Source organism: Nocardia aurantia, assembly GCF_009604425.1.
Classification (GTDB): Bacteria; Actinomycetota; Actinomycetes; order Mycobacteriales; family Mycobacteriaceae; genus Nocardia; species Nocardia aurantia.
Genome location: NZ_WEGI01000005.1, coordinates 472,656 through 487,019, shown reverse-complemented (window position 1 = coordinate 487,019; position 14,364 = coordinate 472,656). Strand labels below are relative to the sequence as shown.

Below are 14,364 nucleotides of genomic sequence, written 5' to 3'. Positions count from 1 at the left end.
TCCGGCGCGCATTCTTTCATCGCCACCGCCCTCGTGGTGTCCGTGCCGTATTTCTCGCACCCGTCGCTGCGGCCCGGGTCGGCGACGGCTCGTATCCCCTCGTCGATCGTTCATATGGTCGGCTCGGTCGTGTTCCGCGTCGGCAGCCCGGCCGACGAGGTTTGCCCCATCCGATGAATGGGTGCGCGGCCTGTCACCGGCGGCCGGTCCGGCGCTGAGCACACCCACACGGCGTACGGGGCGCGGTCACACGGCGCACGGGGCGCACCCACACGGCGTACGGGCGCACCCTCGCGGTACGACGCGCACCGGGAGGTTGTCCCCAGTTGTCCACAGGCTCGCTCTCCGAGCCACTCGCCGAGCGGATCGCCGCAGCTGAGCGGGTCCGAGCCGCTGTGCAATCGATCACAATTCAAGGGGGATCGACGATACCTGTTAACCATGTCACATCAATCGCGATAATCGATCATGCAGGTCGACGGGATGGAATCGGCTTCGGACAAACGGGTACCGCGGACCGGTTCAGGCTGTGGGGCGCCACAGCGCGTCGGCCGCACCCTTCCCGGACAAACGTCCAGGACCCTATCCTGTTCCGAATCGACATCATCGACACCGGCCGGTGGGGACGGATCACGTTCGGTCGTCCGGCAGGGTGCCCCAGGGCCCACGACGGGCCGACGGGTGCCGACCGGAAAGACCGAGGAGGAAGCGATGACCGTCAACGGCGACGTCATCGGCCGAGTGGGGGCCACCGGCGCGGTACTCGCGCCCGGCACCACCACACCCCGACCACCGTCCGAGGATCCGTTCTATTACCCGCCTTCCGGGCTGGACGGATACGCCCCGGGCACCGTGCTGCGCAGCCGGCCGATCGAGGTGGCGCTGTTCGGCGTCGTACCGCAACAGGTCTCGGCCTGGCAGTTGCTGTATCGCAGCAACGACCTGCACGGCCGGGCCGAGGCCGTCGTCACCACGGTGCTGCTGCCCACCCCCGGCGCGGACGGCCCGGAGCCGTCCGACCGGCCGCTGCTGGCCTTCCAGTCGGCGATCGACTCGGTCACCGACCGATGCGCGCCCTCGTACGCGCTGCGCCGCGGCGCCTGGGCGCCCGGTTCCATCACCCAGCTGGAATGGCTGCTGGTCGCGAACGCGCTGCGCCGCGGCTGGGCGGTGAGCATCGCGGATCACGGTGGCTCGCACGGGAATTTCGGCGCCCCGCGCGAACCCGGTTACCGCGCGCTCGACGGCGTCCGGGCCGCACTGCATTTCACGCCGCTGGGACTGCGATCCGATACGCCGGTCGCGGCGTGGGGTTACTCCGGTGGCGGGATGGCGACGTCCTGGATGGTCGAGATGGCGCCCACCTACGCCCCGGAGATCGACCTCACGGGCGCGGTGCTCGGCGCGCCGGTCGGCGATCCGGGCCGGGTGTTCGCCCGGCTGAACGGGGGCTGTTATTCCGGCTTCCCCGCACTCGTGATCGCGGCGCTGGCCCGCTCGTATCCGGCGCTGGCCCGGGTGATCGACGCGGATCTGACCGACGACGGCCGCCGCCGGCTGGCGATGGCCACGCGGTCGGCACCGCTGGCCGTACTGGTCCGCATGGCCTTCCACAGCATCGACGAACATCTGTCGCGGCCGCTGGCCGAGGTGCTGGCCGAACCCGGCATGCAGGCGATGTTCGACGACCTGCGCCTGGGCGATTCCACCCCGGCCTGTCCGCTGCTGGTCGTGCAGCCGGTGCACGACCAGGTCATCCACGCCGACGGGGTGGACGACCAGGTGGCGCGTTACCGCCGCGGCGGCGCCTCGGTGACCTACATCCGCGATCGGCTCAGCGAGCACTTCTCGCTGCTGCCGCTGGCCACCCCGCTGGCGCTGGACTGGCTGGCGGATCGGATCGCGGGCCGGCCCGTGCCGGAGCAGGAGGAGACCCGGACGGTCTGGTCGGTGGCCGCGGCGCCGGCCCGCTGGCGGGGACTGCTCGACATGGCCGCCACCGCCGCCCGGATCGTGCTCGGACAGCCCCTGCGACAGGAGTCCGAGCCGCCCGTGCCGGCCGCTCCCACCCTGGCGGCGTGAACCCGGCGCCCGATCGGCACGACCGGTCGGTTACTTGGGCTCATCATCGAATATGGACAATGGAGCCCGTGAACGACGCCGCACACCCCGCCACCGAGTCCGTCCCCGGGCGGCGGGCGATCGCGTCCGCCCCGGGTCCGGGCCAGCGGACGGGCTCCCGTCTCTATCCCCGGGTCACCAGTTTCCGGTCCCGCCGGGGCGCCCTCACGCCGAGCCAGCAGTCGTCCTGGGAGCGGACCTGGCCGCGCATCGGCCGCGAGGTGTCCGACGACCGGCTCGACGCCGCCGCCTGGTTCGGCCGCACGGCCCCGCTGATCGTCGAGATCGGCTGTGGTACCGGCACCGCGACCGCCGCGATGGCCGTGGACGAGCCGCAGTTCGACCTGATCGGGATCGAGGTCTACCGGCCGGGTCTGGCCCAGTTGGTGCAGCGCGTCGAGCGCGAGGAGATCGGCAACATCCGGTTGCTGCGCGGTGACGCCGTCGATGTCCTCGAACACATGATTGCCGAGAATTCGCTGACTGGTGTCCGAGTGTTCTTCCCGGACCCGTGGCCGAAGGCCCGGCACCACAAACGGCGGTTGCTGCAGGCACCCACGATGAGCCTGATCGCGAGTCGGCTGATTCCGGGCGGCGTGTTGCACGTCGCCACCGACCATGCCGAGTACGCCGAGCACATCGCCGCCGTCGGCGCGGAAGAACCCCAGTTCATCGGCATGAACGAGGCCACCGGCGGCGATCCGGAGCAATTCCGGCGCGACGCGCCGATCGGCTTCGAACGCCCCGTGACCAAGTTCGAAAGCAAGGCACATCGCGCCGGTAGCGCGATCACGGAGCTCATTTGGGGGAAGATCAATCCATGAGCGTCAGTGAGATGGCCACCGTGGCCATGGATGTTGCCGAAATAATGCGCGGCACCGGCGACGAACCGCACGGCGGTTCCGCCCCGGCCCCGGCCCCCGGCAGCGCCACACCCGGCCACGGTGACGTGTCTTCCCCACTGCCCGCCGGCACCTCGGACGTCCGGCGAGTGCTGCTGGTGTGGGACGCGCCCAATCTGGACATGGGCCTCGGCGCCATCCTCGGCGGCCGGCCCACCGCCGCTTATCGCCCGCGTTTCGACGCGCTCGGCCGCTGGCTGCTCGCGCGGTCCGCCGAACTCTCGGTCGGCAGCGTGCACCGGGTGGAGGCGGAGGCCACGGTCTTCACCAACATCGCCCCGGGCACCGCCGACGTGGTGCGACCCTGGGTCGAGGCGCTGCGCAACGTCGGCTACGCCGTCTTCGCCAAGCCCAAGATCGACGAGGATTCGGACGTCGACAGCGATATGCTCGCGCACATCGAGTTACGGCGCCGCGGCGCCGGTCTCGCGGGCATCATGGTCGCCTCCGCAGACGGCCAGGCATTCCGGGAACCGCTCGAGGAGATCGCGGCCGCCGGGGTTCCGGTGCAGGTGCTGGGATTCCGCGAGCACGCCAGTTGGGCGGTGACGTCCGATATCCTCGAGTTCATCGATCTCGAGGACATTCCCGGCGTATTCCGCGAACCACTACCGCGGGTCAGCCTCGACTCGCTGCCCGAAGAGGGAGCCTGGCTGCAGCCGTTCCGGCCGCTGTCCGCCCTGCTCACCTCCCGCCCCGCACAAGGAGTCGCTTAGTGTTCACCCGCTGGGGCGATCTGGTCTATCGCCTCCGCTACACCGTGCTCGGTGTGGTGGTGGCGGCGCTGCTCGCGCTGGGCGGCTACGGGTTCGGTCTCGAGGATCATCTCAGCTCCAGCGGGTGGGACGACCCGAATTCGGAGTCCTCGCAGGCGGCGCAGATGCTGGACCGCATCTACGGGCGCGATCACTCGAGTGACGTCATCGTGCTGTACACCGCGCCCGAGGGCAGCACCGTCGACGATCCGGCGTTCGCCGACAAGGTCACCACCAGCCTCGCCGGGCTGACCCGGTATCCGGAGATCACCGGGCTGAACTACTCGTACTGGAGGGTCGGCAACACCGCGCCGACGGCGGCGCTGGCCACCAAGGACAAGAAGTCGGCGTTCGTGTCGGTGGCCATCAAGGGCGACAACGACACCGACCAGGTGAAGAACTATCGGAAGGTGAAGGACGCCTTCACCGTTCCGGGAGTGCAGGTCCAGGTCGCCGGCCTGCAGACGGTCTCGGGCACCCTCAACGACACCATGTCCGCCGACCAGCGCCGGATGGAGATCATCGCGATCCCGGCGGTGGCGGTGCTGCTGTTCTTCATCTTCGGTGGTGTGGTCGCGGCCGCGCTGCCGCTGATCGTCGGTGGTCTGACCGTCGTCGGCGCCAACGGCATCGTGCGGATCATCACCAACTTCACCGACGTGAACTCGTTCGTGTCCCCGGTGGTGTCGATGATCGGCCTGGGTCTCGCGATCGACTACGGCCTGTTCATCGTGAGCCGGTTCCGCGAGGAGATGGCCGAGGGCTACGACACCGGGGTGGCGGTGCGGCGGTCGGTCATGACCGCGGGCCGGACCGTGCTGTTCTCGGCGACGATGATCATCGCGGCCAGTGCGGGCATGTTGCTGTTCCCGCAGGGCTTCCTGAAATCGGTGGCGTACGGGACCATCGCGACGGTGCTGCTCGCGGCGGTCAGCGCCGTGACGGTGCTGCCGGCCATGCTGAGCATCCTCGGCCACCGCGTCGACATGCTCGGACTGAAGTGGTTCCGCAAGAACAAGACCGCCGAGGAGATCGAGAGCGGCTTCTGGGGCCGCCTGCCGCAGTGGGTGATGCGACATCCGCTGAAGGTCGCGATCCCGCTGTGCATCATCCTGCTGCTGCTGATCATCCCGGTGAAGAATCTGAAGTTCGGCGGGATCAGCGAAACCTATCTGCCCCCGGACAATCCGACCCGCGTGGCGCAGGCCGACTTCGACAAGCTGTTCCCGCTGCGGAAGTCGAACCCGATCCAGCTCGTGCTCGTCACCGACAACACCTCGGAGATCGGCGCCGTCATCAAGAAGGCGAGTCAGGCTCCCGGGCTGACGAGCACCTTCTCCACCCCCGGTAAGCCGCCGAGCGGGTCGAATGTCTGGCAGACCTCGAGCACGCTGAAGGACGGCGACACCGACACCGCCGACGCCACCATCGACTATCTGCGTTCGATGAACGTCCCGGACGATGTGAAGCTCTATGTGGGCGGCCAGCCCGCGATCCAGAAGGACAGCATCGACGCGCTGTTGTCGCGGATGCCGTTGATGATCCTGCTGGGCGTATTGGTCACCACGATCCTGATGTTCCTGACCTTCGGCTCACTGGTGCTGCCGATCAAGGCCGCGTTGATGAGCGCGCTCGGACTGGGTTCGACACTGGGCATCCTGACCTGGATCTTCGTCGACGGTCACGGCGCCGGACTGCTCAACTTCACGCCACAGCCGATCATGTCACCGGTCCTGGTGCTGATCATCGCCGTGATCTACGGTCTGTCCACCGATTACGAGGTGTTCCTGCTCTCCCGGATGGTCGAGGCCCGAAGTACGGGTGCGAGTACCACCGAGGCGGTCCGGATCGGCACCGCGCAGACCGGCCGCATCATCACCGCGGCCGCGCTGATCCTGCTGGTGGTGACCGGCGCGTTCGCCTTCTCCGATCTGGTGATGATGCAGTACATCGCCTACGGCATGATCGCGGCGCTGTTCATCGACGCCACCGTGCTGCGCATGCTGCTCGTCCCGGCGATCATGAAGCTGCTCGGCGACGACTGCTGGTGGGCGCCGCGCTGGATGCAGCGCATCCAGCAGCGGGTGGGCCTCGGCGAGCCGGGGCTGCACGACGAACGCCCGCGCAAGGGCGAGGTGGTGGACCTGATCAAGGCCACCCCGGTCACGGATCCGGTCACCATGCAGATTCCGATGCTGGCCGACGGCACCCCCGCCAAACCCGCGCGGAAACCGCGCCGGGCGCGCTTCATCGGCGGAGTGGACGGTGATGCGCCGACCGAGCGGATCGGCCCACGGTTCATGAGCCGCTGGGGCAAACAGGCCGAATCGCCCGCGAGCGAGACGCCGGTCGCCGAAACCCCGGCGCCGCAGCCGGATCCGGCTCCCACACCGGCGCCGCCCACTCCACCGGCCCCGACCGCCACGCCATTCCCCGTGGTGACCAGCACGGTCACGCCGCAGGCACCGCTGCCCGGCGTACCGCCGCGCACGGTGAACCAGCCCGCCGACATCCCGGAGGCCACCCCTGTGGCCCCGATCGGCGCCACCCCGCGGGTGCTGCCGCCCCAACCGGCCGGCGGATCGAAGGTGCCACCGCATCCGGCGGTGCGCGCCCAGCTGTATCAGCCGTACGAGGACGATCCGGCCGATATCGGTGCCGCGGAGGCCGAATCCGCATTCGGGGAATCGGACCGGTCGGCCTCGGGTCCGGCGCATGCCGCCCCCGCGGACAACGGTGAATCGCTGGACGCCCCGACCATGCCGGTCCCGGCGCGACCCACCGCCCAGGCGGTCTCGGACGAGGCGGCCCCCGCCGACCCCGAGAATCCCGACCGGGACACCATCGAACAGTGGATGGCCAACCTGCGCTCGTCACGGCCCGGTCCGGGCGACGGCGCGAAAACCCCCGGCACGGGCCGGACGGTGAGCGTCAACGAACTGCTGCGTCGCCGCAACGGCGACAACTGACACCCGGGTGCGGTTTCGAGCCGCACCCGGAAAGCCGGACGGTCCGCCTGCTACGTGCAGCTGTCGGCCGGTTACCGCGCCGTTCGTCGGCTGTGGTTCGGTTCAGGCCCCGGACACCAGGCGGCGCCACTGGACGCCGAACGGGTACTTGGCGGTGACCGAGCCGAAGCGCAGCTTGCCGTGGACCACCAGATGCAGTGGACCGATGGTGGTGCTGCCGCCGCGGACCTTGTTGGTGATGCTGGAACCGGTGAGCTCCAGGCCGTCCAGGTCGACCGTGGCCTCGCCGGGCACGATCAGGGTCAGCGACGAGCAGAAATCGTCCATGCGGAGCTCGACGACCTGGGTGGACATGATCGCCTCGGTGAAGTCGAGGGTCACGCTGGACATGTGGTTGCTCAGATACAGCGAGGACGGCACCTGCCAGCGGCCACGCCGGTTCACCGAGGACAGTCGGGAGCGGATCACGTTCCCGGCGGGAGCCGGGGCCGGCCGCGGGCGGCCGTAGCTCGCCGGCGCCGGTTGCGGCTGCCCGTTCAGCCGGATGCCCGGCAGATCGACCAGGACGGCGTTCAGCTCGCCGCGGGTCTTGGCCGCCAGCGCGGTGTCCATCCGCTCGGTGAATTCCCCCAGCGACAGCATCCCCAGGCCGACGGCCCGTTGCAGCAGCGTTCCGACGTGTTCGCGTTCGGCGTCCGACACTCGAAGGTCCCGGTCACCCACCGCGCCCCCGGTCGCCGTCGGGCGCATTCCGGAGGTGGACATTGCCTCACCCATGGCATCCAAGTTACCGACGGCGGGGGTCCCGCACATCAGGGCAAACCCCGAATCGGTATCCGTCAGCCCTCGGTGGCCGCGTCGGATTCGGCTCCCGGCATCTCATATCGGCCGGGGGTCGGTTCGTCCGGATCCGCGTGGAACATCGGTTCGCCGGGCTTGCCGCTGGTCAACTCCTCGAGGAGGACGGTCGGGCTGCTGGCCAGCAGCGACCGCACGGCCGTGTTCATGACGGCCACGAACGGCACCGCCAGCAGGCCGCCCGCGATGCCGGCCAGCACCACACCCGCGGTGATCGCGAGAATCACCGCCAGCGGATGGATCCGCACCGCGCGGCCGAGCAGAAGCGGCTGCAGCACATGACTTTCCAACTGCATCACCGCGATCGTGATACCCAGCACGATCAGCGCCGTGACCATGCCCTTCGTCATGAGCGCGAGGAAGACCGCGATGGTGCCGGCCAGCAACGACCCGATGATCGGAATGAACGCGCCGATGAACACCAGCGAGGCCAGCGGCAGCGCGAGTGGCACATTGAGGATCGCCAGACCCGCACCGATACCGATGGCGTCCACCCCGGCGACCACCACCGTCGCCCGCACGAAGCCGATCAGCGTGCCGAAACCCAGCCGCCCGGCGACGCGGACCCGATCCCGGTGCGGGGTCGGAACGATCCGGGTGACGAAATGCCAGATCTGGTCGCCGCCGTAGATGAAGAAAATGGTGATGAACAGGGTGAGGAAGGTGCCGGTGAGAAATTCCCCGATCACCGTCGCCGTGGTCAGCGCGCCGCTGGTCAGCGACTGCTGGTTCGACTCCAGGGTCTTGATGATCGTGTTGCCCGCGTTGCGGATCTGGTCGTTGCTCATATGCAGCGGACCGTTGATCAGCCAGTCCTGCACGCTGTTGATGCTGGTCTTGAATTCGTCGGTCAGTTGCGGCACGCCGGTGATGAACTGCTCGATCACGAAGGTGAAGATGCCGGCCAGCAGACCGAGCGAACCGACCAGCGCCACGAAAACCCCGACGCCGCGCGGTAATCCGAACCGCTGCAGCAGATCCACCAGCGGCGACAACAGCGCCGCGGCCAGCAGCCCGATGGCCAGCGGGATCACGACCGTGGTCAGCCGGTGCGCCAGATAGGCCATCACCAGCACCGAGATCAGGATGACCAGCAGCCGCCAGCACCACTCCGCGGTCTGCCGTACCAAGGGGTGCACCGCGTCGGCGGGATCACGGTAGACCCGGCTACCGGCCACCAGCCGTCCCCTGGGCGCCGGCGGCGAACTCCCGTAATCGTGTGCCACGGTAGCCTCGGCCCCCTCGTCGATCGTGATGTCCCGGTCCGGCACTCGCTCCGCTGCCACTTCCGGCCCCTCCCCGCTCATGCCGATTCGACGGAGCATGCGCGGAGGGCCTCCGTGGTGAGGGCCTCCGTGGTGATGGTCCGCTGCCGCCTCCGGCCCTTGCCGCTCATGCCGTATCCACCGGGGCACGAGCGGAGGGCCTCCGTGGTGATGCTCCGCTGCCGCCTCCGGCCCTTGCCGCTCATGCCCGCGAGCCTAACCGGAATCGGGCGGGGTGGGCGGTTGCTCCCGGCGGAATGTGGTGCGGACGGCGGCGCGCACAGATCCGGGAGCGCCACCTGCCCGGAATCGCCCGGAACGATAGATTGGTGATCGTGCCGCCGCCCCTGCAAGCAAGACCGGACTCCGTACCTACATGACCGGAACCACATCGCTGGAAGCGGTCAAACAGACCATGCACACCCGTTGGCCGTTGTATCTCGCCTCGATGCTGGCGGCCAACGCGTTCGGTGCGGTTCTGGTCTGGGCCTTCATCCAGTACGGACTTCCCGCGCCCGAGGGTGCGCCGAGCGGGGTCCGGCGCGCGGGACTGCTGGTCCCCGTACTGATCTTCGTCATCGGCGGGGTGCTGAGCGTGGCGGCCGCCGCACTGATGCTCCGCCCGGTGATGCGCTGGCAGGTGCGTGGCGGCCCGCCCAGCCGGCAGGAACAGATGGCGGCCCTGCACGCGCCGCTGCGGCAGGCGATCGTGCATCTCGGGCTGTGGCTGATCGGCGGCGCCGTACTGGCGGTGACCGTAGTGGACACCCCGCGGCTGGCCGGCGCGGTGGTCGTGACCGAGATCATGGCCGCCACCATCGTCTTCGGCTTCACGTACATGCTCGGCGAGCGGATTCTGCGCCCGGTGGCCGCACAGGCGTTGACCACCGGCATGTTCGACCACCATCTGACCCCCGGCGTCGGCACCCGGATGGCGATGACCTGGGGCATGGGCACCTTCGCGCCGACCATCGCGATCGTGCTGCTGTGCGTCACCGAGATCTCCTCGCAGGTGAAGTTCTCGGCCCAGTCGATGGCGGTGGCGATCCTGCTGCTGTGCGGGGTGGTGATCCTGCAGGCGCTGGCGCTGTCCATGCTGACCGGTTCCAGCATCTCCGATCCGGTGCGGCAGCTGTCGCGGGCGATCGCACGGGTGCAGGAGGGCGCCCGCGATGTCCAGGTGGAGGTGTTCGACGGCAGCGAGATCGGCCTGCTGCAGGTCGGTTTCAACCGGATGATGGAGGAGGCCGCGCAGCGCCGCGAACTGCAGGAGCTGTTCGGCCAGCACGTCGGCGAGGAGGTCGCCCGCCGGGCCCTGGAGTACGGTACCGAACTCGGCGGCGAGACCCGGTTCGTGGCGGTGCTGTTCGTCGACATGGTCGGCTCGACCGCGACGGCGGCGGAACGCCCGCCGACCGAGGTGGTGGCCCTGCTCAACGAGTTCTTCCGGATCGTCGTCGATGTCGTCGACCGGCACAACGGCCTGATCAACAAGTTCGTCGGCGATGCCGCGCTGGCCATCTTCGGTGCGCCGCTGGATCGTCCGGACGCGCCGACCGCCGCGCTGGCGGCGGCCCGGGACCTGCGCGGGGCGCTGCGAGCGCTGCCCGATCTGGATGTCGGCATCGGGGTGTCGGCGGGACTGGCGGTGGCCGGGAACATCGGCGCCGCGAATCGGTTCGAGTACACGGTGATCGGCGATCCGGTGAACGAGGCGTCCCGGCTCACCGAACTGGCGAAGGAGTATCCCGGCCGGGTACTCACCTCCGGCAGCGCGCTGTACTTCGCCGACGAGCAGGAACAGCGGTGCTGGGAATCCGGCGACGAGGTGCAGTTGCGGGGCCGCCGCCGCAAGACCCGGCTGGCCTGGCCGCGCGTCGATCCGGGTGCCGCCGGGGAGCCGCCGACGGGAGCGGCGCGATAGGCGTCGAATTCGTTACTCTGACGGAGTGACGGCCCGAGGTGAACCTGCCGGTGCTTCGGCACCGCTCCCGCGGTCCGGCGGGAAGGGACGGTTCCGCTGGGTCAAGTGGGTGCTGGGCATTCTGCTGTCCGCACTCCTGATCACCGAGGGCGTCTATCTCTGGCCACGCCTGCACGAGTCCTGGAAGAACCTCTCCGAGGTGCACTGGGGCTGGGTCGCCGCCTGCATCCTGATGCAGGCGGTCTCGATGAGCGGCTTCGGCCGGATCCAGAAGCAGTTGCTGCGCGCCGGCGGCGTCGAGGTGAGTCAGCGCAAGTCGCTGGCCGTGGTGTTGGGCTCGACCGCGATGTCGGTGACGCTCCCCGCCGGTCAGGTGTTCTCGACCGCCTTCACCTATCGGCACACCCGGCGCTGGGGCGCGAGCGCGATCGTGGCGTCCTGGCAGCTGGTGATGTCGGGCGTGGTGGCCGCGGTCGGCATGGTGCTGCTCGGCGTCGGCGGTGCGGTGCTGGTCGGCGACCGGATCGGGCCGTGGCAACTGATCCTGTCCCTGGGCGCGGTGGTGCTGCTGATCGCCGGCGGCAATTACGTGTCCGCCAATCCCGGCTCGATCCAGGCGATCCTGCGCCGCCTGCTCCGGCTGTCCAACCGGATCCGGCTGCTGTGGGATAAGAGCCGCCCGCTCGACGAGGGCCTCGACCAGGTCGACGAGCTGATCCATCAGCTGGAATCGGTGGATCTGGGCCGCCGCGACGGCGCTCTGGTGGGGCTGTGGGCACTGATGCATCGGCTCGGTGACGTGGCCTGTCTCGGCGCGGCCTGCTACGCGGTGGGCGGCGAGCCGCGGCTGGCCGGGCTGATGATCGCGTTCAGCGTCGGCAAGGCGGTCGGGACCATCCCGTTCGCGCCGGGCGGCATCGTCTACGTGGACGCCACCCTCATCTACAGCCTCACCGCCGCCGCGGGACTGCCGGCGGCTCAGGCGGTGGCGGCGGCCTTCGTGTACCGGCTGGTCAGCTTCATCCTGGTGGCGGTGGTGGGCTGGATCGTGTTCGCCTTCCTGTTCCGCACGCCGCACGCCGGGGACGCGGAATACGAGCAGGAGTTCGAGCGGCGCTCGGCGATCCTGGCCGAGCAGCGGCTGCTGGGTGAGACCAACCGGCCGCTCACGCCGCCCGGACCGGAGGCCGCCGACAGCGCGCCGGGCGAATAGCCGCGCATCGGGTTCACGACCGATCCGGCCGGATTCCCGGTTAACCTGAGCGGCGTGAAGAGACTGGTGCCGTTGGTGATCGACGCCGTGCTGGTGATCCTGTTCTGCCTGATCGGCCGGCAAAGCCATCACGAGGCGGTGTTCCCCGGCCTCCTGCGCACCTTCTGGCCGTTCGGCGCCGGTCTGCTGCTCGGCTGGGCAGTGGCGGCGGTGCTGCGCGCCGACGGCGAATTCGGTTCGGCGATACGACGTTTCGATGCGCGCCCACTGTGGCCGACGGGGGTCGTGGTGTGGTTCTGCACGGTCGCGGGCGGCATGGTGCTGCGGGTGATCAGCGGGCAGGGCACCGAACCCAGCTTCATCGTCGTGGCGGCCACCGTGCTGGCACTGTTCCTGCTGGGCTGGCGCGCGGCCTGGAAAGCTTTGCGCTGACGGCCGTTCCGCGCATGCCCGGCCCGCAAGGGTCCGGCCAGGCCCGCCGTGCGCTGCGTCTGCGATGCCATCGGGCGCATACCGCGACGGCCGGACGACGGCCCGGTCCGGGCCTACTTGCTGTCGGGGGATGCGAGCGATTGCAGCAGCCGGGCCGCCATGCGGGCGGTGGCGTCGCCGGAATCGACATCATCGATGTGCACCGCGAAAGCCAGATCGCCCATGGTGGCGAGCAGCCAGCCGCCGGTGCCCCCCTTCGCGGAGAAGGCGGTGACGCCCGCGTAATGCCGCACGGCCGCCAGATCCGGCCCGCGGTCGGCCTCGTCGTGCAGCATCGCGCGCAACCTGTCCACCGCCTCACCGGGCAGCGGGTTGATCTGCGCGTCGGTGGTGGCGGGCCGGCCGATCTCGATCATCGGGGGGATCAGGCCGCCGTGCGCGATGGCCGCGGCGGCGATCGCCATACCGAACGGGCTGGCCAGGATCGGATCGCTGCTGCCCTTGTTGACCTGCTCCACGCCCTTGCCGGAGATCGGCAACCGGCCGGTGGTCTGGTCGAGCCCGGCCACCCGGTACCCGACGCCGACGCCGAGCATGGTCGCCGCCTCGGCGGTGTCCTGCAGCGAGACGTCCTGCGGCGCTTTCTTCTTCACCACCGCGGCGACGGCCTTGAACAGATCGGCGACCCCGCCGACCGGATAGGCGGCGGTGAAGGCGGGCGAACCCTGTTCGCTGGCATAGGTGTTCTGCGCGGTGGCGACCACCGCGCCGGTGGACGGCTGGATGGCGACGATCGAGGCCGCGGTGCCGGCGCTGACCACCGCGTCCTCGGCGGCGCGCTGCAGCCGCGGGTCCAGGGTGGAGGCGACATCGGGTGCGGGCGGGCCCGGCTGCCCGGCGAGCTGGGTGACCAGGTGGCCGTTCGGCTCCAGCAACTGCACGCCCCATCCGGCGTGCTGATCGCGGTCCTCCTGCCACACGTTGCGCAGCGCGTCCAGCAGCGGTGACCAGACTCGGCGATCGGTCGCGATCACCTTCGGCTGCTGCTCCATCACCACGCCCGGGATCGCCGCCATGCGCGGCTGGAGTACCGCGAAGTCGTCGTCGCGCAGGGTCACCGCGGTGATCGGCTTGCCCTGGGCCGCCGAGATGTCCTGCATCAGCGAGCCGCCGGTGATCAAAGGAGCCACCGGCTTGATTGCGTCGGCGAGGGCATTCGTCGTCGCGATCAGGTCGGAAGTCCTGGTCGGATCCACCTTGACCACATTGACGGTCTGCTGGGTCATCAACGCCTCACCGGCGTTGTCGTTGACCTTCGGCGGCGGGGTCGGGTCGGTACGGACGAACTTCACCGTGTGCTGATTGTCCAGCGCGGGCATCACGACACCGGGATCCCAGGAGATTCGCCATCCGATAGCCAGCTTCCGGATACTGCCCTGAAGGTCGTAACTCCAGTCCTTGCCGGGCCCGAAATTCCAGTTGGCCCTGAGGTTGAACATGCCGGAATCGGCGTCGAGGTTGATGTACTGGGCCAGCTGATAATCGGGCTTGCCGGCACCGAGACCGTCGAACATCTGCTTCAACGTGGCCTCGGCGCCACTGGGATACGAGGTCAGGCCCGCCGCGTTGGTCGCATCCCGTTTGTCGAGCAACTGGGTGAAGTGCTCGACCACGCCCTCCGGACCGCTGGGTTTGCTGGGCAGCGCGCACGAACCGGTCGCCATGGCCACGAGGGCCGCGCTCAGCACTGTCAGTGCGCCGCGTACCCGAATGCGGCGGGATCCCCACACATCCATATCGGCCCCACTCTTCACCCTCGTCACTCCGGCAACAGCCCAACGGTACCCGAGGCAGCGTCCACGATTCCGCCGCACCGTCCGGTCGGGACGGGGGCGCGCCGACCCGCATTCTGAATGTTCAGCGCC

General features: G+C 69.4%; 10 protein-coding genes. 7 read left to right on the top strand and 3 right to left on the bottom strand.

Annotated features, from left to right (window positions below; all coding sequences use genetic code 11):
* Nucleotides 1–711: 711 nt before the first annotated feature.
* From NRB56_RS13920 to NRB56_RS13905, 4 genes are read left to right on the top strand one after another with little or no spacing between them, the layout of a single operon-like run.
* Nucleotides 712–2,082 (top strand): lipase family protein, encoded by a 1,371-nt coding sequence (locus NRB56_RS13920; protein ID WP_153341980.1) that lies wholly within the window; start codon nt 712–714, stop codon nt 2,080–2,082.
* 59 nt (nt 2,083–2,141) lie between these two features.
* Nucleotides 2,142–2,945 (top strand): tRNA (guanosine(46)-N7)-methyltransferase TrmB, encoded by an 804-nt coding sequence (gene trmB / locus NRB56_RS13915; RefSeq protein ID WP_153341978.1) that lies wholly within the window; start codon nt 2,142–2,144, stop codon nt 2,943–2,945.
* A 44-nt stretch (nt 2,946–2,989) separates the two neighbouring features.
* Entirely contained in the window at nt 2,990–3,739 is a 750-nt protein-coding gene (locus NRB56_RS13910; protein WP_406603480.1) for an NYN domain-containing protein, read from the top strand.
* The gene (locus NRB56_RS13905) at nt 3,739–6,747 is read left to right on the top strand and encodes an MMPL family transporter (protein ID WP_319942973.1); all 3,009 of its coding nucleotides are present in this window, start codon (nt 3,739–3,741) and stop codon (nt 6,745–6,747) included. The genes NRB56_RS13910 and NRB56_RS13905 overlap by 1 nt, the downstream gene beginning before the upstream one ends.
* A gap of 102 nt (nt 6,748–6,849) precedes the next feature.
* On the opposite strand, the gene NRB56_RS13900 is transcribed toward NRB56_RS13905, so the two are convergent.
* Nucleotides 6,850–7,470: a DUF1707 SHOCT-like domain-containing protein gene (locus NRB56_RS13900; RefSeq protein WP_319942990.1), complete on the bottom strand. Its 621-nt coding sequence runs from the start codon at nt 7,468–7,470 to the stop codon at nt 6,850–6,852.
* Nucleotides 7,471–7,586: 116 nt separating this feature from the next.
* Entirely contained in the window at nt 7,587–8,744 is a 1,158-nt protein-coding gene (locus tag NRB56_RS13895) for an AI-2E family transporter (RefSeq protein WP_319942989.1), read from the bottom strand.
* A gap of 502 nt (nt 8,745–9,246) precedes the next feature.
* Between NRB56_RS13895 and NRB56_RS13890 the strand changes: the two genes are divergently transcribed.
* The 3 genes from NRB56_RS13890 to NRB56_RS13880 are packed head-to-tail and all read left to right on the top strand — an operon-like array spanning nt 9,247 to nt 12,439.
* Nucleotides 9,247–10,794 carry an adenylate/guanylate cyclase domain-containing protein gene (locus NRB56_RS13890; protein WP_227837635.1) on the top strand — a complete coding sequence of 516 codons (1,548 nt, stop codon included), beginning with the start codon at nt 9,247–9,249 and terminating at the stop codon, nt 10,792–10,794.
* Nucleotides 10,795–10,819: 25 nt separating this feature from the next.
* Nucleotides 10,820–12,007, top strand: coding sequence for a lysylphosphatidylglycerol synthase transmembrane domain-containing protein (locus NRB56_RS13885; RefSeq protein WP_319942972.1), 1,188 nt, complete (start codon nt 10,820–10,822; stop codon nt 12,005–12,007).
* A gap of 54 nt (nt 12,008–12,061) precedes the next feature.
* A complete protein-coding gene (locus NRB56_RS13880; RefSeq protein ID WP_319942971.1) occupies nt 12,062–12,439 on the top strand; it encodes a DUF3054 domain-containing protein in 378 nt (125 codons plus the stop codon).
* Between the two features lie 113 nt (nt 12,440–12,552).
* Here NRB56_RS13880 and NRB56_RS13875 read toward each other — a convergent pair whose 3' ends face one another.
* Entirely contained in the window at nt 12,553–14,235 is a 1,683-nt protein-coding gene (locus NRB56_RS13875; RefSeq protein WP_153341972.1) for an NTF2-like N-terminal transpeptidase domain-containing protein, read from the bottom strand.
* Nucleotides 14,236–14,364 lie beyond the last annotated feature (129 nt).